At 39.8% G+C, this 24,743-nt stretch carries 3 protein-coding genes; 2 read left to right on the plus strand and 1 reads right to left on the minus strand.

Annotation, left to right across the window (positions count from 1 at the left end; translation table 11 throughout):
- Positions 1-129: 129 nt before the first annotated feature.
- The gene (locus BLP46_RS01975) at positions 130-6,261 is read right to left on the minus strand and encodes a type I polyketide synthase (protein WP_092974815.1); all 6,132 of its coding nucleotides are present in this window, start codon (positions 6,259-6,261) and stop codon (positions 130-132) included.
- A gap of 892 nt (positions 6,262-7,153) precedes the next feature.
- On the opposite strand from BLP46_RS01975, the gene BLP46_RS01980 reads away from it, so the two are divergent.
- Together BLP46_RS01980 and BLP46_RS01985 are read left to right on the plus strand one after the other, a co-directional pair.
- The gene (locus tag BLP46_RS01980) at positions 7,154-8,002 is read left to right on the plus strand and encodes an acyl carrier protein (RefSeq protein ID WP_167669142.1); all 849 of its coding nucleotides are present in this window, start codon (positions 7,154-7,156) and stop codon (positions 8,000-8,002) included.
- A complete protein-coding gene (locus BLP46_RS01985; RefSeq protein ID WP_092974821.1) occupies positions 7,999-24,669 on the plus strand; it encodes an SDR family NAD(P)-dependent oxidoreductase in 16,671 nt (5,556 codons plus the stop codon). The genes BLP46_RS01980 and BLP46_RS01985 overlap by 4 nt, the downstream gene beginning before the upstream one ends.
- Positions 24,670-24,743 lie beyond the last annotated feature (74 nt).

The following is a 24,743-nucleotide window of genomic DNA, read 5'->3' on the forward strand; positions in this document are numbered from 1 at the left end:
ACACGTTTTTATTTTAATAATCTACGCAGGTTTAAAAGCACTTTTATATTATAACACAAATTGTGTACAATAATTTAAATATGCTTATTTTTTACATAAAGTACCGATTAACAGAATTTGATATTAACCTTAATTATCAAATTCTTCAATTATTGCGTGTGCGTTTGTTCCGCTTGCGCCGAATGCGGATATTCCGGCAATTCTTTTACATTCGGTTTCTTTTCCGTTAATTTCAACAACGGGGCGTTTCCACTCGCTTGCGCCGTGTTGAACATAGAAAGGCGTTTTGCCGAATGCAATTTTTGGATTTAATTGTTCGGAATGAATTGACGTAACCAATGTTTTGTGATTCATCTGCAAAACTGTTTTTATAACGCCTGCAATTCCTGCCGCACCCTCAAGGTGACCTATGTTTGCCTTTGCCGAGCCTATTGCACAGTACTGTCTGTCTTTGCTGTCTTTGTCAAATGCTTGGGTGAGTCCGGCAATTTCAATCGGGTCGCCAAGCTCGGTTCCGGTTCCGTGGGCTTCGATATAACTTATTTCACGTGCGCTGATTCCGGCTTTGTCAATAGCACCTCGAATAAGCTCTTTTTGGGCGATAGGGTTTGGAACGGTGTAACCGTTGGTTTTGCCGCCGTGATTCAGATTAGTGCTTTTTATCACGGCATAAATGTGGTCTTTGTCCTTTATAGCCTTTGATAACGGCTTGAGAAGCACAACTCCCACACCTTCGCCCGGAACAAATCCGTCTGCGCCTGCTCCAAAGCTTTTGCAGCTGCCTGTTTTTGACAACATTCTCATTTGGCTGAGATAAATATAGGTTGACGGGTGGGTGTAAATATTTACGCCTCCTGCGATTGCCATATCACAGGCACCCCACCTTAGGTTTTCACAGGCAATGTGAAGTGCCGACAGTGAGGAAGAGCACATTGTATCTACCGGAATACTCGGACCGTGCAGGTTAAATATAAACGATACTCTGTTGGCAATTGAACAGAATGATGTAATAGGTCTTATGTCAGAGTGATTCTTTGACAGCTGGCTTCCGTACCATTCATAGCCCGTTCTTGTCACGCCTGCAAAAACACCTACATTTCCGTTGTATTTTTTTGCAATGCGTTCTCTTGTGTAACCCGCGTCCTCAAAGGTCTTCCAACTTTCTTCAAGAAACAGCCTTTCCTGTGGGTCCATATCCATTGCTTCTTTTGGTGAAATTCTGAAAAACAATGGGTCAAACTCTGCAAATCCGTTTATAAATCCGCCCCATTTGCTGTAACTCAAATGCTTTTTTACTGCGGCTGATACGTCGCTTGTATAAAAACCGTTTAAATCCCAACGTTCCTGCGGAATTTCGGTTATGCAGTCTTTTCCGTTCAAAAGATTATCCCAGTATTGTTCAAGGTTATCTGCCATCGGGAATCTTCCGCTCATACCGATAATTGCAATCGGTTCATTTGTCGGTTTTGAAGTAACAAAATTATCGCTTGAATTTGATACCGGAGCTTTTATGGTTTGTTGTTTGATTTGCTGTTTTGTTTGTGCAATGTTTTCAATTCCGAATTTCTTTTGAAGGATTTGACTGTAATGAGATATGAGATATTCGCTGAGTTCTTCAATGGAGTGACATTCAAAGAACAGGGTTTCGCTTATGTCTTCAAAGTCTTTTTTCAAAACTTCGGTGAGATGAATAATGATTATTGAATCAATTCCGTATTTTTCAAGCTGTTCATTGGCATTTAGCTTTGACACGGGAACCTTTATTTCTGTTGATATGGTGTTTTTTAAGAACGCAACGGTTTTTTCTTTTAATACCGAATTTACTGCGTTGTTTTGCAGAAAAGTTACATTCTCTGAATATTCGGAATTTACAGGGCTGTTATTTTCGGAAATTCCGAATTTTTTACACAATTCATTATGATAATTGTTGATGAGATAGTCTGCAATTTCCTTGATTGAGCGGCACTCAAAGAAAAGAGTTTCGCTGATGTCGCTAAAGTCTTCCTTAAGTATTTCGGTAAGCTGAATAATTAATATTGAATCAATTCCGTACTTTTCAAGAGGTTCATGGGCATTAAGCCTGCTGTACGGAATTTTAATAGCGTCTCCGATTATTTTCTTGAGATATGCAACGGCTTTTTCGCTCAGAGCATTATCGTCAATGCCGCTGATGCCATTGTCGGAAGAACTGCCGACAGCGGTCTGATTGTTTTCATATACAGGATTATCGCTTGGAGTGTTTATGTAATAATCTTTTTCGGCGTTGTCGCTGACGTCTTCGTTTGCAGTTCCTTCGTCGCTGATTGTTCCGAATGCGTTTGTTGACTTTACATATACGAGCTGAGGCGCATCGGAGGCAAGTATAATCTCCATTGCATGCATTGCCTTTTCGGGAACAATGGATTCCATTCCTGAGTTTTGCAAACGAATAATTGAAGAATTAGGCATTGACTCACTGATTCCGACGTTGCCCCAATATCCCCAGTTGATTGCCTTTACTTTGCAGTTAAGCTCTTTTGACAGACCGTAGGCATACATATCTTTAAAGTTACAGCCTGTTGCGTATCCGCTTTGACCTGCAAGTTTTTGGAATGAAGCTATGGACGAGAAAAAGACAATAAAATCAAGATTTTCTTTGCAAAAAACTTTTGCAATACAAACGCTGACGTCAATTTTTACGCCGATTACGTTTTTATAATAGCTTTCGTCCATGTTAATTATGCTTTTGTCAAGTGCGCCGATTGCCGAATGAATAACGCCGTTTATATGACCGAATTTTTCTTTTATTTTTATATATGCATTATTTAGCGAGTTAAAATCGGATGCGTCTGCGGAAACATAAAAGACCTTTTTATCTTTGCTGATTTTCTCAATTTTGTTTGAGATTGCTTCATCTTGTTGACGTCTGCCAATCCAAACAATTTGTGAGTTGTAATTATCAATTACATACTTGCTCCAAATCTCTCCGAGTCCGCCGGCTCCGCCTATCACAACATAGACCCCGTCGGTTTTGTATTCGCTTTTAATAGGCTGTATATTGCTGAAAACAGAAACCGTGCACTTGTACCATTTTCCGTTTCGCATTGCATACGCATTGCCGTCTTTGTCAATGTCAATTCCGAAAATTGAGTTGACATCTATATTTTCGTTTATATCAAAGTCAAGAATACGAACATTCCATTTTAGAAATTCTTTTGCAATTGTACTTGCCAATCCATGAACTCCGGAATGGATTGGGTTTACATACTCGTTTTCAGTAACAGCCTGTGCGTTGAATGTGATTACCGTTAAATCAATTTTGTGATTTTGCAAACCGAGACTGCACAGCTTTTTGACAAACTTATAAAGCAATAACACACCGTCACTTTGCTTGTCTATAACGGATAAGTCGGTGAGCGATTCTGCCGAGAAATTTGGCAAAATCCATACTATGCGGTTTGTTTCACACAGTAAATTGTCAATGCTGTCAAGTTTGTTCTTTAGTTCATATATATCAATTATTGTGCTGTTTTTAAATTTACTTTGAATTTGTTCTGACTTTGTGCCGCCCTCAGATACTATCAACACTTTATCATCAAAGTTAGTTTGATGATAGTTCTGATTTGCAAAGATTTCCCACACGGGCTTCATAATCAAACTGTGGCTGTCGGTTTTAAAGTCGTTAATAAAATCAAGCTCATTTGTGGCACTGAGTAACAGATTTCCTGCTTCGTCAAATACTTTTACGTCAAAGGCGTCCAAATTTTTATCTATTACAGATTCTGCATAGATTGTTCCGCTAATTTCGCCGTACAGACAAACATTTTTAATGTGAATTTTATGACCGAGTGCTGCTGAAATTCCGCTTAATACAAACTCAATTGCCTCTGATTCAACACCTGCGGAAATGCTTAAAAAGTGTGTTTCTGTGTCGCCTTGGCTGAGCACGCAGGCGTTACAGTCAAATATTGAATTTGCAAAGTTTTTGCCTTTTAAATTGTCATATATATTATTGATTTCGGTATTGTTGTTAAGAGTGTTTTTTATTTCGTCGATTTTTAAATTTTTATTTGCAGGTTTGTTTAGTAATTCAATTTCTGCGATAAAAACATCTCTCTTTTTATTTCTGTCATAAATTGATATGCTGAAAGTTTTATCGTTCTTTTTTAAAATTGTGTCAAGGACTATTCTTTGATTTGAAGAAAAATCCAGATAGTCGTAGTTTACGCTGTTAAATTTTATAAGGTTCAAGGGGATTGAGAGGTCGCCGCATGAAAGCTCCAAGGCTTTTTTTGCCATTTCTAAATATACAAAAAACGGAGCTGTTTTTTTGCCGTTTAACTCATAAGAGCCAAAAAAGTCCTCTGTTCCCACAAACTGAGAAATATAGTGCTGATTTGAGAATGTAGAAATGTTCTTATGTAACAGCGGATTCAATCTTTTGATTGATTTGTTGTTTTCATACGGGATTCTAAATGCTGTGCGCTTAAACGGATATCCGGGCAATGCAAGGTGTTTGTATTCATCATCACACACCATACTAAGTTTGTTGTCCAATCCTTTTGCATAGCTTTCGGCAATGTTTTTCAGAATGGTTTTATAGTCTAAACTGCCGAGTTTTTCGCCGATTGGTGCATGGCTTGTATCATCTGTATTTTTGCTGGTATCGCAGTCAAGTCCCACAAATATATCGCTTTGGCTTATCGTAGAGTTTAAAAATTTATTAAGCTTCTCGGACAAGTCGTTTACATTACTGCATATAATTGCAACACGGTTGTCAAAATGTTCTCTGCCGTTAATCAATGTTGCCTCAACATCAGAAAGGTTGCTGTCCGAGTTGCGGCTCAGCCACTCCAGCAGATTGCGTGCCTTTTCGTGCAAAACATTTTTATCCTTTGCAGAAAGACAAATCAGGAACAATTTTTTGTCGCTGTTTTCCTCAGTCTCGTTTTTGGGAGCTTCCTGCAATACAATATGGCCGTTTGTTCCTCCGAATCCAAACGAGCTGACGCCTACAATTAACGGATAATTTTCGTTACTGTGTTTAAATTCTGATGGCTCGGCGGCTATATAGAACGGAGTATTGTCAAGGTTCATACGGCTGTTTAACTTTTTGTATCCGTGCAGGGGAGGTATGCGCCTGTTTTCCATAGACAAAACGGTTTTAATAATACCCGCAACTCCTGCGGCGGACTCAAGGTGACCGATATTTGGTTTGCCAGAACCCAAACAACAGGTTTCAGACTTTACGCTTCGGTTTCCGTATAACGTTGTGAATGCCTGCATAAGACCTTGCATTTCAATAGGGTCGCCCTTTGGTGTTCCGGTGCCGTGCGCTTCAATATAGTTTATGTCTTCCGGAGACACTTCTGCCTGCCTGAATGCATTAACAATTACTTCTGCCTGTGCATTCGGATTCGGGTAAGTAAGTGAGCGCACCTTGCCGCCGTGATTGATTGCACACCCACGGATTATTGCGTGAATATTATCGTGGTCTGCAAGTGCGTTTTTTAACGGTTTCAGCAAAAGCAGACCTGCGCCCTCGCCTCTTACGTAACCGTCTGCGCTGTCGTCAAAGGTGTTGCACAGACCTTTTTTTGAGAGCATTCTCATCTTAGAAAACGAAATATGGCGTGAAGGGGTCAGAATAAGACTTATTCCACCCACTAACGCCATATTGCACTTTTTTGAACGGATTGCCTGGCAGGCAATATCTAAGGCGGTAATTGAGCCGGAGCAGGCAGTATCAACCTGCACACTCGGTCCCCTAAAATTAAACCAGTATGACAATCTGTTCGGTATTATGCTTGAAGATGTACCTGTTGAATAGTGTGCCTGTATATCTTCTTCGCCTTTGTTAATAAGTTCTTCAAAATTATTGTTAAATGTAGCTATGTATACTCCGGTTTTGGTGTCGGACATTGAAGACGGTTTGATTCCGGCGTCTTCAAAACAATTCCAGGCAAGTTCCAGCATAATTCTTTGCTGAGGGTCCATTGCCTGGGCTTCAATATTAGAAATATTAAAAAATTCCGAGTCGAATTTATCTTCGTTGCTGATAAACGCCCCCCATTTAGCTCCGGCGTTATCTTCATATTCTTTATAATCCCAACGTTTGGTTGGAATTAGGCTTACACTGTCTTTATTTTGAATGAGATTATTCCAGAATGCCTCATAATTATCTGCACCCGGAAATTTGCAGGACATTCCTATAACCGCAATGTCCTCTCTTTTGCCTTTTAACATATTTCCGTACGTTATGATGTATAAAAATACATTCATTTCCTTTCTGTTGAAATTTGTAACATATTAATATAACCTAAATTTTTGCCAAAATTCAAGTACCTAAACCCAATTTATATTATAAACAAACATCACATTATTTTCAATAGGTTTAACAACATTTTAAGCTTATATTTCAAATTTTGTGTAAATATATAATAAATATTTTGTTTATTGCGGCTGGTTCACAAAATGTGTGTAAAAATTCGATTTTAAACGGTTCAGAATGTAAAACAGCAAAATTTTGCCATAAATATACAAACAATTGCAATTAACATCACATTTTGTGAGCATATTTTTAACTCTCAAAAATCAATATGCAGTTTTTGTCGGTGATATTTTAATGACCGATTTTAACATAAAAAAGATTTATGCCAAAATTTATTTTTACATTGATAAATTTGTTTACGATTTAAGAATTTTTTTGGCTGTTAGAGCTGTATCTTTTGTTAAAGGCAAAATATATCACTTGTTTTTGATTAATGTGATTTTATAAATTTTTTGATATTTGAAAAATATGGAATAATATGGTTTTGTCTTTTAATTGCAGATTTATATTATTTTTTATCTTGTTTTAAGATACAATGAAATAAATTATTATGAAATTTAGCTTTGATGTAATATTTTTTGATATGAGTGTACACAAATTGTGCGGATATTGGATATGTTACACCAAATACCTGCAAAGCAACAGAAAATTTGTATATATTACTGGATTTTTGACTAACCCTATGCTATAATATCAATGTGAATTAGTAAATAGTAGATAAAATTATTTGCTTGAGGGTGTGTAAAAAACGTACGGTTTATACATATATTTTACATAAAACTGTATAAATATTTACACAGATTGAAAAAATTACTATATTTTTAACAAGAGATGGTGTTTGATATGACTGATAATACAAAAAAAGATTTATCGACTTTGATAGAAGAACTGTCAATCAGTTTAGCGGATGAACTTTATATTGAACCGGAAGAAATTGACGTGGAAATGAATTTCACGGATATGGGACTGGATTCTATTATCGGTGTTGAATGGATAAGAAGTTTAAACAAAAAATACGGAACTTCAATCAGTACGGCAAAGATATATCAGTATTCCAACCTGATTGAATTTGCAAAGTATGTCCTGTCCGAATTAAACAAATCGGCTTCAAATGCAGATTCTGAGACAAATATTAAAGAACAGAAAACATCAGAGACTGTCGAGACTCAGTCTGTTGATTCCGAGCAGGCTTCGGCAGATGATAACGTTCAGAATGGTGCGGATACTTCCGTTTCGGATGAAGAATATGAAAAGCTCGTTGAAGAATTGGTAAAAAGTTTGGCAGACGAGCTGTTTTTAAGTGTTGAAGAAATAGATGTGGAAGCAAGCTTTTTGGAATTGGGGCTGGACTCTATCATCGGCGTTGAATGGATAAGAAGCATCAACAAAAAGTACGGAACATCAATAAGCACCACAAAGATATATCAATATCCGGATATAAAGAGTTTTGCGGCATATCTTTACAAAGTTATTTACGGTGACAACGGTACAAAATCAACCGTTTCTGAAGCGCAAAAAAATGAAACTGAATTAAAAGATGTTGATAATACGAATGTTGACGCCAAAGATCAAAAACACGATGAGGGCTACGAGGACAAAGCTCTTGATGATTTGCTGTGGGCAGTATATCAGGGTGACACCAACCCCGATGATGCTGCCAAACTGTTGGATGATTTGGACGAGGGTGAATGAGGATGACAGTTGAGAGTATATTAGAGCAACTCAAGAAAAAACAAATTACTCCGGACGAGGCAAGAAAAAGGCTTGCCGAGTTGAAGAACATTGCGGAAAATGCTTCACAGTCTAAAAATAATGTATTTGACAAAAACGCTATTGCAATCGTAGGTATGTCGGGTCGTTATCCCGGCGCAAAGGATATTTACGAATACTGGGATTTGCTTGAAGAGGGCAAAGAGGGCATACGCGAAATTCCCAAAAGCAGATGGGATATGTCAAAATATTATGACCCCGAAAAAGGCAAAGAGGGAAAAATATATTGCAAGTGGCTTGGAATGGTCGATGACGCAAATTGCTTTGACCCTATGTTTTTTGAGATTCCGCCGTCAGAAGCAGAATCTATGGAGCCTTTGCATAGGGTTTTTATCGAAGAGGGATACAAAGCCTTTGAGGATGCGGGCTATACCCGTCAAAGACTGAGCAATGTTAAATGCGGTGTTTATGCCGGTATGATTACCGGTGAATATGAAAAATTAAGTCAAAAATACGGAAACGATAATACAACCATAACAGGCTCAAGCAACGCTATCGGCGCCGCACGTTTGTCATATTATTTTAATCTTAAGGGACCTGCGGTTTCTGTGGACACCGCATGTTCTTCAGCCATGGTTTGCACACATATGGCGGTGCAGGCTCTTCAGCGCGGAGAAATTGATATGGCTCTTGTCGGAGGCTCGAGTCTGTATCTTTCTGCAGGAGCATATGTGGCAATGTGCTCGGCAGGAATGTTGTCGCCCGAGGGCAAATGCAAAACTTTTGACAATGATGCAGACGGATTTGTGCCTGCTGACGGAGCAGGAGCTTTGGTTCTGAAAAGGCTTGAGGACGCACAGCGTGACAATGATAATATTCACGGCGTTATTATTGCCTCGGGAATGAATCAGGACGGAAAAACCAACGGTATAACTGCGCCCAATTTAGGAAGTCAGATTGAGCTGATTAGGGATGTATACAGCAAGTATAAGATAGAGCCAGAGAGTATCAGCTATGCGGAGCTTCACGGAACCGGAACCAAGTTGGGCGACCCGATTGAGCTTGAGGCACTGGCTTCCGCTTATTCGGAAAAAACAAACAAGAAAAATTACTGTGGCATAGGTTCGGTAAAGAGTAATCTCGGACACACCTCTGCCGCGTCTGGAATGGCGTCTATTCAAAAGGTGCTTTTGTGTATGGAACACAAAGAGATGGTTCCTACGCTTAATGTCAAGAAGCCAAACGAGCACTTTGATTTTAAAAATTCGCCGTTCTATATAAACACATCATTACATAAATGGGATGATAATAATCAGCCGAGACGTGCGGGCGTAAGTTCGTTCGGTTACAGCGGAACAAACACGCATGTTGTTTTGCAGGAATATGTATATCCCGATAACAGCGAAGCCGATGAAAATTATTTTTCATCGGATAATTTAGGTGTTTTTGTATTATCTGCCAAGAACCACGAACAGCTAAAGCAGTATGCTGAGAAAATGTTAAAGTTTTTAAACAGCGAAGACGTTAACTTTACTAATCTTTTGTTTACTTTGCAGCTCGGCAGAGAAGAGATGAAAGAAAGACTTGCAATTGCAGCTGAAAACAAAGGCAATCTGGTTAAAAAATTGCAGCAATTCATTAATTCAGGCTCTGATAATACTACGATTTTCAGCGGCAGTATATCCGGCGGCAAAAAGAACTATAAGCTTTTGGCTAAGAGCCTAAGCAAAAATAATTCGGCTGCTCCGGAAGATTATAAAAATCCTCTGACCCTTGCCAAAGAATGGACAAACGGCAAAAAGGTCGAGTGGAAAAAACTTTATAACTCATCTTGCAAGGCAAGGCGCATAAGCCTGCCGACAATTCCTTTGGCAAGAGAAGTGTTCTGGTTTGAAAAGAAGACAAACGGCGACAATTATCATCTGAACCTGAACAACGTTTGTGAAATAAAACATCCTTTGGTTCATCAGAATGTTTCGGATTTCAGTGCCCAAAAATTTGTATCGACCTTTAGCGGAGATGAATTTTTCCTTAATGAGCATCAGCTTAACGGTGTAAAAATTTTGCCGGGTTCTGCCGTTATCGAAATGGCAAGAACAGCTGCGGAATTGTCATCGGGATTAAAGGTGTCGTCAATCGGTGACATTGTGTGGCTCAGAGCCGTTAAGATTGCAGACAATAATACAAAGGTATTTGTTGAACTGTATCCTGAGATGAAGTCCGCAAAATTCGGAGTATACGTTTCACACGGCGACGGCGAAAAAACTCTTTGTGCAGAAGGTAAAGTAAACTTCAGCGACAAAAATGACAGCGTAGATGTTCCTACAATTGACTTGCAGGGCATTAAACTGCGCTGTGAGCATATAGTGGATAAAAAGGATTTGTATCCGAGCAGTTCTGAGGGAATCCAATACGGAAATCATTTTAAGGTTATTTCTTCAATGCGCTTTAACAACTCAGAGGTTTTGTCTGTGTTGGAGCACAGGGACGTTTCGGGCGAATACAAAGAAGAGCTTGATAAGTATGTTCTGCATCCGTGTATTCTTGACGGTGCGTTGCAGACGGTTTCGCCTTTGATGAATAACAGCGACGGAAAGGTGTATCTGCCGTTTTCGGTAGGCAGCCTTAAGATATTCTCAAAGCTGACCGGAAAAATGTTTGTTCACACCGAAAAGCTTATCAGTTCACAAAGTGATAATTCCGTTTATTTTAATATTATAATTTCGGACGAAAACGGAAATGTGCTTGCCAAGGTAAATAAATTCAGCCTTAAGCCTATAAATAATATTGCTGTTTTAAAAGCTAAAACTTCCGCCAACAGTATTGACAATGTTTTTCTTAAAACCGTATATGAGAAGAAAAATATTACCTCGGGCGTATTGTCTAATGATGACATCGTTGTATTTGATACTAACAGATATTTATTTGACAAACTGAAAGAAAAAAACAGCAACGTTATATTTGTTGAATTTGGAAAGAAATTTGAAAAGAAGTCGGACAATGAATTTGAAATTAATATAAACAATGCACAGTGCGTGGCAGAAATAATTAATTATCTGATTAAAGAAAATGCATGCAGTTGCAGTAAAATTGTGTATGCTTCGCATATGAACACCGACTTTGATAACAGACTTAATTATTCCGCTTATAAGTTGCTTTCGTTGTCAAAAGCACTTATAAATATGAACTTGCACAGAGAAATAAGGCTTGTTCATTTATTTGATACGGATATGTTAAAGCATTTGCCAGAATACAGTGCACTGGGCGCATTTTTCAAGACTCTTAATATAGAAAATGAGAACTTCTTGTTTAAAAATGTAGGATTTTCATTTACAAAAGCTTCCGCCGATGAAATTTCCGACGCTTTGCTCGGTGAATTAAACTGCGCTCCGAAAGATTTTGAAGTTGTCTACAAAAACAACCAAAGATTTGTTTGTAAGGTAAATGAAATTGAAAATGTTAATATACCCGATTCTTCAAATGTACTGAAAGATAACGGTGTGTATATTATTACAGGCGGCACAGGCGGAGTAGGATTAATTTTTGCAAAGTATCTTAGCAAAGCAGAAGGCAGAAAGGTTATTCTTACCGGAAGAAAGCCGTATGACGACAGACTGAAAAAGCATTTACAAGATATTTTTGGCAACAAGTCAAATGTGGTTTATGTTCAGGCTGACGTTTCCGATAAAAACCAAGTAAAAGGACTGGTAAACAAAGTAAGAAACAAATTCGGAAGAATTTGCGGTGTAATACATTGTGCAGGCGTAAACCACGACGGATTAATACGCAATAAAAGCGAGCGGGATTTTGAGAGCGTTATCACTCCTAAGGTATATGGAGTGAGGTATCTTGACGACGCTTTGTCGGACGAAAAACTTGATTTCTTTGTTATGTGTTCGTCCACATCTGCTGTTCTTGGCAACTTCGGACAATGTGACTATTGCTATGCAAACAGTTATATGGACGCCTATGCAAAGTATAGGTCAAATTTGGTTAAATCAGGCGAACGCTTTGGAAAAACAGTATCAATAAACTGGCCTTACTGGAAAAACGGCGGAATGCGTATTAACGAACAGCGCGAAAATCTGATGAAAAATTCATTGGGTATGTATCCGCTTGATGACAATGACGGAATTGACGCATTGCTTTACAGCATAACATCGTCGGAAAGCCGTGTAATATGCGTTAAGGGCAACAGAGATAAGATAATTGATACATTTTGTTCCGAGCATATTGCAGAAAATAAAAATATTAAAGCTAAAACTCAGGGCGCAGTGCCTGAGGGTAATCTTAAAGAAAAAACAGAAGAATATCTTAAGCAGGTATTTTCTGAAATAATGAAAATAAAGGTCGAAAAAATAGATTCTTCCGAATCCTTTGATACTTTTGGAATAGACTCAATTATAATTATGAGCTTGACCAAAAGACTTGAGGAAGATTTGGGTGAACTTCCTAAGACCTTGTTCTTTGAGTATCAGAATATTGATGAACTTTCGGATTATTTTGTTGAAAATCAGGGTGCGGTTATTTCTGAATTTTTTGCAAAAGACGGCTCAAAAGAAGTTAATGACGCTGTTTTGTCGGATGAAATATATGATGACGAAAAAATTTCGGGAAGCCGTTTTTGGAACAACATCGAAAACAGCAATTCATCCCAAGTTTGTGATGATATTGCAATTATCGGTATCAGCGGCAAGTACCCGATGGCAGATAATCTCGGAGAATTTTGGGAAAATCTTAAAAACGCAAAGGATTGCATAAGTGAGATTCCAAGCGACAGATGGGACAACAACAAAATCTTTGACAGCAAAAAGGGCGTTCCTGCCAAAACTTACGGCAAATGGGGCGGATTCATCAATGATGTTGACAAGTTTGACCCGTTGTTCTTTAACATCTCACCCGGAGAAGCGGATTTTCTTGACCCACAGGCAAGACTGTTTTTGGAAGCAGTCTGGCACACAATGGAAGACGCAGGTTACACAAGGGCAGCACTCGGCAAGAGCAAGGTTGGCGTCTTTGTGGGCGTTATGTACAGCATGTACGAACTGTTTGAGGGAGAACTGAAGAACACGAGAGTTCCTGTTGCTTCCTCGTTCTCGGCTATTGCCAACAGAGTATCGTATTTTATGAACTTTACCGGACCGAGCATTGCGGTTGACACAATGTGTTCATCATCGCTTACCGCACTGCACTTGGGCTGTGAAAGCATAAAGAACGGAATGTGTGAATGTGCCTTTGTCGGCGGCGTTAACCTTACCGTTCATCCGAATAAATATTTATTGCTCAGTCAGGGACATTTTTTGTCTACCGACGGAAGATGTAAAGCCTTTGGCAAAGACGGCGACGGATATGTTCCGGGCGAGGGCGTCGGAGCGGTAATGCTCAAGCCTCTTAGCAAGGCTGTTGAAGACAAAGATAATATATATGCGGTTATTAAGGGCAGCAGCATAAACGCCTGCGGCAAAACCAACGGCTTTACTGTTCCAAGTCCGAAGATACAGGCTCAGCTCATTAAAGAAGCGTTGAAAAGGGCTGATGTTAAGGCTGAGAGCATAAGCTGTATTGAAGCGCATGGAACAGGAACATCTTTGGGAGACCCTATTGAGATTCAGGGACTGAGCAGTGCTTTTGCAGAAACCACACAGGCAAAGCAATTTTGCTCAATCGGTTCTGTAAAATCAAATATAGGTCATTTGGAATCTGCTGCGGGTATTGCAGCGGTTACAAAAGTGGCTCTTGAGTTAAAGAACCACAAGCTTGTGCCGTCTCTCCATTCGGAAGACCTGAATCCGTATATTCATTTTGAAAATACGCCTTTCTATGTTCAGCACAAGTATGAAGAATGGGAAAAACTTCCCGATAATGATGATAACGATGATGACAAGCTCTATCCGAGACGTGCCGGAATAAGTGCTTTTGGCGCAGGCGGTTCAAACGCCCACGCAATACTTGAAGAGTACGATAACAGCGACGACGTTCAATTTGATGACTCGGGTGACAAAATTTACGTTTTCTCTGCAAAGAGCAATGTAAATTTAAGAGCTTATCTTGAAAACTTTGTTAAATTCCTTAACGGCTCTTACAACTACCACATTGAAACATATCACAATGATGTTGGCGGCAACGATGACATTCTTATGTCAAAAGCCAAAATTATAAAGAATTTGTTAAGTGAAGTAGTAAAAATAGACGTTAAGGCGCTTGATATATATGTTCCCGTAAAAGAATATATTACCGACATCTATATCTTCAGCGAATTTAGCCAATCGGTATGCAGTCGCTTTAAACTGGGCAATAATCAGGGTCTGATTGATACGTTTGACACTGTATACGATATAGCCAAAAAGGTTATGGATTGTGACGGCGAAAGTACTTCGGACAGCTGTATTAATCTTTCGGAGACTTCAGTTGCGTTTACACTGCAAACAGGCCGTGAGGCAATGGAAGAAAGGCTTGCTGTTAAGGCACAAGGCCTTAATGAATTGGCTGACAAGATAACAAAATATCTTAATGGTCTGAACACTGTCGGCGTTTATAGTGCAAACATTCTTGACGTAAAGGATGACGACAGCAAATTTGCAAGATTGCAGCAGGATAAACAAAATCTTGATGAAGATATAAAACACAAGAATTTAGATAAAATCGCAGCTTTGTGGGTTCAGGGCGCGGATGTAAACTGGAAAGAGCTTTACGGAAACGAAATGCCTCAAAAAGCATCTTTGCCGGGTTACTGCTTCACAAAGGAGCATTGTTGGGTGCTCAGCCTTGAAGAAATGTCCGAACGCGGAAATTCTGCCGCTGTTGACAGACTTCACCCAATGCTGCACAGAAACACATCGGATATTTATGAATTAAAGTTTAGCTCTGTTTTTAACGGAAAAGAATTTTTCTTGAGAGACCATACAATTAACGGCACAAATATTCTGCCGGGTGTTGCATATCTGGAAGTGGCTATGGCTGCGGCAAAACAGATTTTGCACACCGATGACGAAGAAAGAGTATTTTTAAAGAATATTATTTGGATTAAGCCGTTTGCGGTGGGTCAGGAAACAAAAGAACTTAACATTAAATTCAGCCCGTCAAAAACCGGAGAATTTAGTTTTGAGATATACAGCAATGACAGCGCAGGAGCAAAAGTATCACATTGTCAGGGCGTTTTGGCAAAGGAAAATAACGCTGACAGTCCTGTGGTTGACATTGAAAGACTTAAACACAACTGTACTCAGTTTATCAGCGGAGAGGATTGCTATAACGATTTTGAAAAAATCGGAATTAAGTACGGCAAGTCTTTCAGAAGCATTAAGTCTATTTTAAGAGGAAACGGTCAGGAATTGGTTTCAATTTCGGCACCTCAAGAGGTTCTCGGAGATTTTGATTTGTATCAGCTTCATCCGAGCATTTTGGACGCAACTCTTCAGGCAAACATAGGATTTGCTAAGAGCTCTTCAATAAATCTTCCGTTCGCACTGAATGAAGTAAGGTTTATAAAAAAATGTTCCGAAGAAATGTATGCTCTGGTTACCGAGGAAAAGCAGAGCAACGGTACATCGCTGAATGTTGACCTGTTTGACGGAGACGGAAATGTCTGCGTTCAGCTAAAGAATGTTGTGTTCAGACAGTTTGACTTACATGCCGCCGTAAACAGTACGGCAAAAATGCTTTATAAACCTGTATGGCATGCAAAGAATGTTACGGCTGATGTTTATAATGCACCCGACAAGAGAATAGTTATTATATGTGATGCCGATAATAACAAGCTTAGTGAGATAAGGGAAAATGTCGGCGACGCAGACGTAACTTCAGTTAATCTCGAAGCAGCCGATATATCCACAAAATATACTGAGTATGCAGTTAGCATTTTTAATACCGTAAGACAGATTATCAAAACCGGAAGTCAAAAGAAGACCCTTGTTCAAATCTATTTTAACAATAGGGGCGAAAATTGTCTGCTTGAGGGTTTGTCAGGACTTGCCAAAACAGTTTCAAACGAAAATCCGAACATAATGTGTCAGTTGATTCAGTCTGATTCGGAGTGCAGTGCTTCTGAAATTTGTTCTCTTTTGAACGAAAACGCAAAAGATTCAAATGAAAGAAATATCTGCTATAAAGATAGCAAACGTCTTGTGCAAAAGCTTGAAGAGTACAGCGCAGAATACGACAGTGCAGACAGTAAACTGTGGAAAGATAACGGAGTTTATCTGATAACAGGCGGAGCAGGCGGACTTGGGTTTATTGCGGCTGAAAATATAGCTGAGAATGCCAAGAATGTAAACCTTGTTCTTTCGGGCAGACGAGAAATAAATTCCGATATTTCCGAAAATATTAAAAAATTGCAGGCTCTCGGTGCAGATGTTGAGTACATCAGCGCAGACGTTTCAAATAAAGAATCCACCGAAAATCTGATAAACCGTGTTATGAACAGGTATCATAAGCTGAACGGTATAATTCATTGTGCGGGCGTTATCAGGGACGGCTATATTGCCAAAAAGTCAGAAGAAAACTTCAGAACCGTTTTGGCACCGAAGGTTTACGGAGTTTACAACCTTGACAGAGCCGCCAAGGATATTTCGCTTGATAACTTTATTATTTATTCTTCACTTGCAAGTGTAATAGGCAATCCGGGTCAGTCGGATTATGCAACAGCTAACGGATTTGTTGACAGCTTTGCTTCTTACAGAAACGAGTTGGCAAAAACTGGCGCCAGAAGCGGACGCACAATTTCGATTAATTGGTCATTGTGGCAAGACGGCGGAATGCAAATCGGCGCAGATATGGAGAATGCCGTTAAAAATTCATCAGGCTTGACTCCAATAAGTGAAGAATCGGGAATGTGGATGCTTAACAGAGCGGTTGAAAGCAATCTGCCTCAGCTTATTGCGGTTGAGGGAGTAACCGACAGGGTAAGAAAATTCCTTACTCCGTCAGAAGCAAACAGCGTTGAAAGCAACACAAACAAAACAGATATAAAAATTGATGATTCAAGACTAAAACAGATTAGTTCTAAACTTATAATAAAACTAAAGGAAATCCTTGCTTCTGAAATAAGACTTGACGTATCAAGAATAGATGAAAGGATTCCTCTTGAAAACTACGGAATAGATTCTGTAATGATTATTCATCTTACAAACGAGCTTGAAAATTATTACGGAACACTTCCAAAAACTTTGTTCTTTGACAATCAAAGCATAAAGGAATTGTCGCAGTATCTTTGCAAGAATTATTACGAGCAAACCGTTAATATACTCGGCATTTCCAATGCTGACTTGGGCAAGAATGACGACATTGCACAGAAGAATGTCAATGCGGAAAATTCCGACCAAAACGCAGAAAGCTTTTGGCTTAGAGGCAAAGAGCTTAACAGCAACACAGCTTCTTTAAACCGTGAAAACGGACCTTTGGACATTGCGATTGTCGGTGTTGCAGGGCAGTATCCGCAGGCTGACGATTTAAAGCAATATTGGGACAATCTTGCGAACGGAAAAGATTGCGTAACAGAAATTCCGAAAGACAGATGGGATTGCTCAAAATATTATGACCCCGATAAGAGAAAACAGGGAAAAACATATGCAAAATGGGGCGGATTTATTAACAATCCTGATTGCTTTGACCCGATGTTTTTCAATATCTCTCCTGCCGAAGCCGAAATTATGGACCCTCAGGAAAGATTGTTCTTAGAGTGCGTATATCACGCAATTGAGGACGCAGGATATACCAAGAATAATTTGTCAACCGAGGGAATAGCGGGACTTTCAAATAACGTCGGCGTTTTTGTCGGAGTTATGTATGAAGAATATCAGCTGTACGGTGCTCAGGCACAGGTTAAGGGACACAATATTTCGCTTAACGGAAATGCGGCTTCTATTGCAAACAGAATTTCGTATATATGTGGTTTCCACGGACCGAGCGTTGCGCTTGACACAATGTGCTCATCATCGTTAGTGTCGGTTCACCTTGCGTGCAACAGCATTGTCAACGGAGAGTGTGACGCCGCAATTGCCGGTGGCGTTAATCTTTCAATTCATCCTAACAAATACCTTACACTGAGCAGGGGCAAGTTTGCTTCAAGCGTAGGCAAGTGTCAGACATTTGGCAAAGACGGCGACGGTTACACTCCGGGCGAGGGCGTAGGCGCAATTGTTTTGAAGAGCCGCCAAAAGGCGATTGAAGACGGCGACCATATTTACGGTATTATCAGAGGAAGCTCTGTAAATCACGGAGGCAAAACAAACGGTTATACCGTGCCGAATCCGCACGCACAGGAAAGCGTTATAAGCCGTGCGATAAAACAGTCGGGAGTAAACCCGAGAGCAATCAGCTATATTGAAGCTCACGGAACGGGAACGTCTCTTGGCGACCCGATTGAGATAACCGCATTAAGCAGAGCTTTTGGCAAATATACCAATGACAAGCATTTCTGCAAAATCGGTTCTGTAAAATCAAACATCGGTCATTGTGAGAGTGCCGCAGGCATTGCCGGAATTACAAAAATACTCTTGCAGATGAAATACAAAAAGTTGGTGCCGTCCTTACATTCCGCTCAGCTTAATCCAAACATTGATTTTGAAAATTCACCGTTTGTTGTTGAGCACGAGTACGAAAATTGGAAAAGACCGATTGTAAATGAAAACGGTACAGAAAAACAGTATCCGCTGATTGCAGGTGTTTCGGCATTTGGTGCAGGCGGTACAAACGCACATATAATTATTGAAGAATACAGTGACGATTTTGTTTCGGATAAAACAGATTCAAATTCCGAACAGATTATTTTGCTTTCCGCACGCAAGGAAAAACAGCTTAATCAAATGGTTGATAATCTTGCAAAATGGTTATCGTCCTATGAGGCGGAAAACGTATCGTTACAAAGCATTGCGTATACATTGCAGGTGGGCAGAGAATCCCTTGACGAAAGACTTGCTTTTGTTGTTGGCAGCCGTGACGAACTTAAAGACGCCCTTGAAAAATACAAACACGGCTCGGGAAGTTTTTACAGAGCTACCGTTAAGGACTCAAGCGCAGTAATTGACCTTGACGACGAAGACATGCAGGCTGTTGTGAAAAAGTGGTATGATTCGGGCAAATACAGCAAAATTGCAAAGCTTTGGGTTGACGGCTCACAAATAAATTGGAGCAGTTTTTATGGCGAAAACAAGCCGCAAAGAGTCAGCCTGCCGACATACCCGTTTGCGGAAGAAAGATATTGGATTTCAAAAGAAGCAATTGATTTGGACACAATGGTTGATTCAAACAAGCTTTCTTACATACATCCGTTGATACACAAAAATGTGTCAGACTTCTTTGAGCAAAAATATGTTTCTGAGTTTGACGGCTCCGAATCGGTATTTGCGGACCATATTGTCAACAACAAAAAAACGTTGCCGGCGGTATGCTATCTTGAAATGGTTCGTGCAGCATTTGCCGAGGCTATGAATATCGGCGAACAAGATTGCCCGTTTGAATTTAAAGATGTGGCTTGGTTGAATCCGCTGACAGTAAACGGCGGACAGCAAAAGGTGTATACGGTTTTGACCGCTGTAAACGACAGTGCGGCTAAGTTTGAAATCTTTGAAAATGCCGATGAAAACAAGCTGTTACACAGCAGAGGAACAATATCAAAGCAGAGCGGTGAAGATAACCCGATTTGCAAAATAACCGAGATAACCGAAAAATGCAATGCTCAAAGAATTGAGGGCAGCAGTATTTACGACCTGTTTGACAAGGTAGGAATTAAATACGGCGAATCTCAGAGAGGCATAAAGTATATTTTGTGCGGCGGCAAGAATGAGCTGCTGGCAAGAATTGAGATTTCGGAAAGCCTGTATAATGAGAAATCTCAGTATACTTTGAATCCTTGCATAATGGATTCAGCTTTGCAGTCGGTTATAGGATTTTCTGTTTATAACGAAGACAAGAGTTCTTCGCTTAAACTTCCGTTTATGATTGACAGGGTTAAAGTTTACGGAAAGTGCCCTAAAGAAGTTTGGGCTTATGTTACGGCTTCGGAAGGTTCGGACAAAGTGTCTGTTCGCTTGTGTGATGATAACGGAACTGAGTATGTTGAAATGTTCGGTGTATATTACAGAACATTCTCGGGCTCAGATGAAAATGAAGCTCATCAGGAATTGCAGACCGATAGTCATAGTGTTGTTGAAGCACACGGTCAGCAAACTGATGACGACAATTCAGAGAGGCTTTATGGTCTTACTTTGAATTTGCTTAAAGATATTTTCTCAAAGGTACTGAAGTTCCCGAAAGAAGAACTCGAAGAAGACGTTCTGTTTGAAAAATACGGCATTGATTCAATCCTTATAATGAATCTGAACGATTACCTTGAAGAAAAATTCGGCAATATTTCAAAGACCTTGTTGTTTGAATATCAGAATTTAAAGGATTTAACTTGGTACTTTATTGACAATTACAGGGATAAAGTTTGCGAGTTGACAAACGAAAACAGTGCGGATACAAAGTTGTCTGCACCAATACAGAAAGAATCCGAAAGCAAGTCTCTGCGTGTTATGCTCAATGACAGCAACGAGATTTGTGATGATGAGATTGCAGTAATAGGTTTGTCTGGCAAGTATGCAAAAGCCGACAGTGTTGAGGAATACTGGAACAACATCAAAAACGGCGTTGACTGTATTTCTGAGATACCTCAAAGCAGATGGGATTATAAAAAATACTTTAATCCCGACAAGGATAATCAGGGAACAACCTATACAAAATGGGGCGGATTCCTTAATAATGTTGACGGCTTTGAACCTTTGTTCTTTAACATTTCACCGAGAGACGCTGTTATTATGGACCCTCAGGAAAGACTGTTTATGGAGTGCGCTTACTCTACACTTGAGGACGCCGGATATACACGCAAAGAGTTGGGTTATGCCCCCGGCTCAGAGGTAAGAAGAAATGTCGGTGTTTATGTGGGCGTTATGAATGAGGAATATCATTTGTATGCCGCACAGGAACAGAACAAGGGCAATATAAAAGTATTGTCGGGCAATATATCGCAGGTTGCAAACAGATTTTCATATTTCTGTGATTTCCACGGCCCGAGCTTGTCGCTTGACACGATGTGTTCATCGTCACTTGTTGCAATCCACCTTGCTTGCCAAGCTATCAAAAACGGTGATTGTGAGATGGCAATTGCCGGCGGCGTGAACGTTATGGTTCATCCAAACAAATACTTTGTATTGGCAAGCGGAAAATTTGCTTCCACAAACGGAAAATGTATGAGCTTTGGCGAGGGCGGCGACGGATATGTGCCCGGCGAAGGCGTGGGTGCTGTGCTTTTGAAAAGCAAAAAACAGGCTGTTGCCGACGGCGACCATATTTACGGTATTATTAAGGGAACTGCCGTTAATCACGGTGGCAAGACCAACGGCTACACCGTTCCAAACCCGATTGCCCAGGAGGAAGTTATTCGTTCGGCTATGAACAACGCAAAAGTAACTCCCGAAATGGTAAGTTATGTTGAGGCTCACGGAACAGGAACAGCATTGGGAGACCCGATAGAGATTAACTCTATAAATAAAGCGTACGCAGACAGTAAACTCAGCCGTCACAGCTGTGCAATAGGTTCTGTAAAATCGAATATCGGACATTGCGAGAGTGCGTCGGGAATTGCTGCGCTGACAAAAGTTTTGATGCAGATGAAGTACAAGAAGATTGCTCCGTCTCTGCATTCAAAGTCGCTCAATCCAAACATCGACTTTGACAGAACGCCGTTCTATGTTCCTCAGAAATTAGAAGATTGGAAGTCGCCTGAAATTATTGAAAACGGCATTGAGAAGAAGTGCCCGAGAATTGCAGGCATATCTTCATTCGGTGCAGGCGGAACAAACGCCCATATCATTGTTGAAGAGTATGTGCCTGATTATCAGAGCGAAAACTCTTATGACGGTTTTGAAAATGCAATAGTTTTGTCGGCAGGAACAAAAGAACAGCTTTCAAAGATAGCCGAGAATCTGATTGATTATCTTGAGTCAAGCAGGGACTGCAATTTTGACAGCGTTGCCTATACTTTGCAGGTTGGCAGAGAGCCGATGGAAGAAAGATGTGCATTTGTCGCAAATTCAAATCAGGAATTGATTAAAAAGCTGAAGAGCTATGTTGAAGACGACTTTGGCAAAGATATATTTGTCGGAACAGTGTACTCTGCTAAAAAGCTTGACGGCGAAGAAAGAGCAAAACTTGACAAGGTTGTAAATGAACATAATTCCGCAGAAATATGCAGGCTGTGGATACAGGGAGTCGCAATCGACTGGAAGTCGTTGTATTCGCCCGAGAAGCCGCACAAAATTTCATTACCGACATATCCGTTTGCAAATGAAAGATACTTTATTGATATTACCGATGATAACGGCACAGACGGTGCAAGCGTAATATCTCCTGTTCTTCATTACAACCGTTCAAGTCTTTATGAACAGAAGTTTGAGTCCGTATTTACAGGAAATGAATACTATTTGTCACAACATCAAATTAATAATCAGCGAATTTTACCGGGTTCGGTTACGTTGGAAATGGCAAGAGCCGCTGGAAGCGTAAGTCTTGAATATCAGGTATTCATTATGAGAGACGTTGTGTGGACAAATCAAATCTCAGTCGAAAACGGCAACAGAAGTGTATTTGTCGAACTTGATTCCGATGATGAATGTGTTAATTACAGAGTATTTACTCAAAACGGCGAAGAAAAGCAAATTTGTTCTGAGGGCGGAATTTCATACGATGACATAAATGATTATGAAATCAGTGACGAAAAGCTAAGTGTTGATGAAATCACAGCTGATTTGGACAAAGAAATAACTTCTGATATATGTTATAACGCTATGCAAAGCGCCGGATTGATTAACGGCGGAAGCTTCAGAGTAATTGACAAAATTTTGTATAACAATGCTCAGGCTGTATCATATATGAAGCTTGTTGACAAGGCACTGAACGATGAGGACGAATATGTTCTTCACCCTGCGTTGATTAACGGTGCATTCCAGTCCGTTGTTGCACTTTTGTCAAACAAAAATACTCAAAAAGATACTGTATTCTTGCCGTTTGCATTGGATGAAATCAGAATTTTTGCAAATGTAAATGATGATTGCATTGCATATATAACCGAAATTCCGAGCGACAATGAAAATATCTATAAGTGCGATATTGTTATCACATTGCCAGACGGAACATTGCTTGCTCAGATAGACGGATTTACCTTAAAGTCGTTTAAGATTGAGCACACGGAAGATTTGCAAAATTCCAAAAGTCAAAATCAAGATGACGGAAAATTAAATTTCTATACTTCCGTATGGAATGAGAAGGAGCTTTCACAAGCAAATTCAGACGCTGCCGATAACAATACAATACTTTTGTTTGACGACAGCGGCGTGTTGTACAAAAAGCTTGGCAGTATGAATAATCTCAGGGTTATTCATATTGCCTCGGGCGAGTCTTTCCGAAGAATTAATGACAACAGCTATAATGTCGGCAATTCTCAGGAAGATTACATAAACCTTTTTAAGGATATTCTTGACAGCAAAATATCTGTGAACAGAATGATTGTGTATAAATCTGCGTCGGATTATCAAGATGACAGGGAGTCGCTTGCACACATAGATATGCTCTATAACATAAGTCAGTCTCTTATGTCCCTAAAATACAGCAAGGAAGTAAAACTGCTGTGGGTATTTGAGAATTTACACGATGATTCAATGGCAGAATATTATGCGGCAGGCGGATTTGCCAAGAGCCTTTATATGGAAAATCTCAGATATAACTATAAGGTGATTGGAATTGACCAAATAAGTGAAAATTTGGTTGACGTAGTTTTAAGTGAATTTGAAACTGCTTTTGACGACAGAGAAATACGTTATGTCAACTCAAAAAGATATGTCAGAGAACTTGCTGTTGCCGACGTTACAGAGAACAGCGACGGCTGCAAAATAGTTTCGGGCGGAACCTACATTATCACCGGCGGAGTAGGAGGCTTAGGCTCAATTTTTGCTGAGCACTTAAGCAAAATCAGCGATATAAATATTGTGCTTACGGGAAGAAGAGCGCAGGATTCGCCTGATATATCTGAAGTTATCGACAGACTTAAATCCGTAAACCCGAATATTACATATATACGTGCAGATGTTTCAAAAAGAGACGATGTGGAAAATCTGTATAAACAGGTTAAGGAAAAGTTCGGTGCGATTAACGGCATAATTCATTCCGCCGGAGTTACAAAAGATTCATTTGTTCTGAAAAAGAAGTCGGAAGAAGCAAAGTGCGTGTTTGCTTCAAAAATTTCCGGAACAAAGTATCTTGATGAAATATTTAAAGATGAAAAATTAGACTTTTTCGTGTTGTTTTCATCAATTGCCGGTGTTTTCGGAAATATAGGACAAAGTGATTACAGCGTTGCGAACAGCTTTATGGATTACTTCTCGGTATACAGAAACAAGTTGACAGAAGCAGGACAGCGTTTTGGTAAGACATTGTCTGTTGACTGGCCTTTATGGTTAGACGGAAAAATGCAGGTAGACGCTCAGACGCAAAAAATGATGAGGGATGAGTCAGGATTGTCTCCTATTACAAATGAAGAGGGTATATTTGCCTTTGACAGCGTTTTAAAAGCTGATTACAGTCAATTTATTGTTCTTAAACAGGTTGATTGTAAGTAGCAGGTATTTGTAACCTATGGGATTGGATAGGTCTGAATTGAATAACGTTCGGTGCTTATTCAATCCCGGGTTTT

The organism is Ruminococcus sp. YE282, assembly GCA_900101355.1.
GTDB classification, from domain to species: Bacteria; Bacillota; Clostridia; order Oscillospirales; family Acutalibacteraceae; genus Ruminococcoides; species Ruminococcoides bromii_A.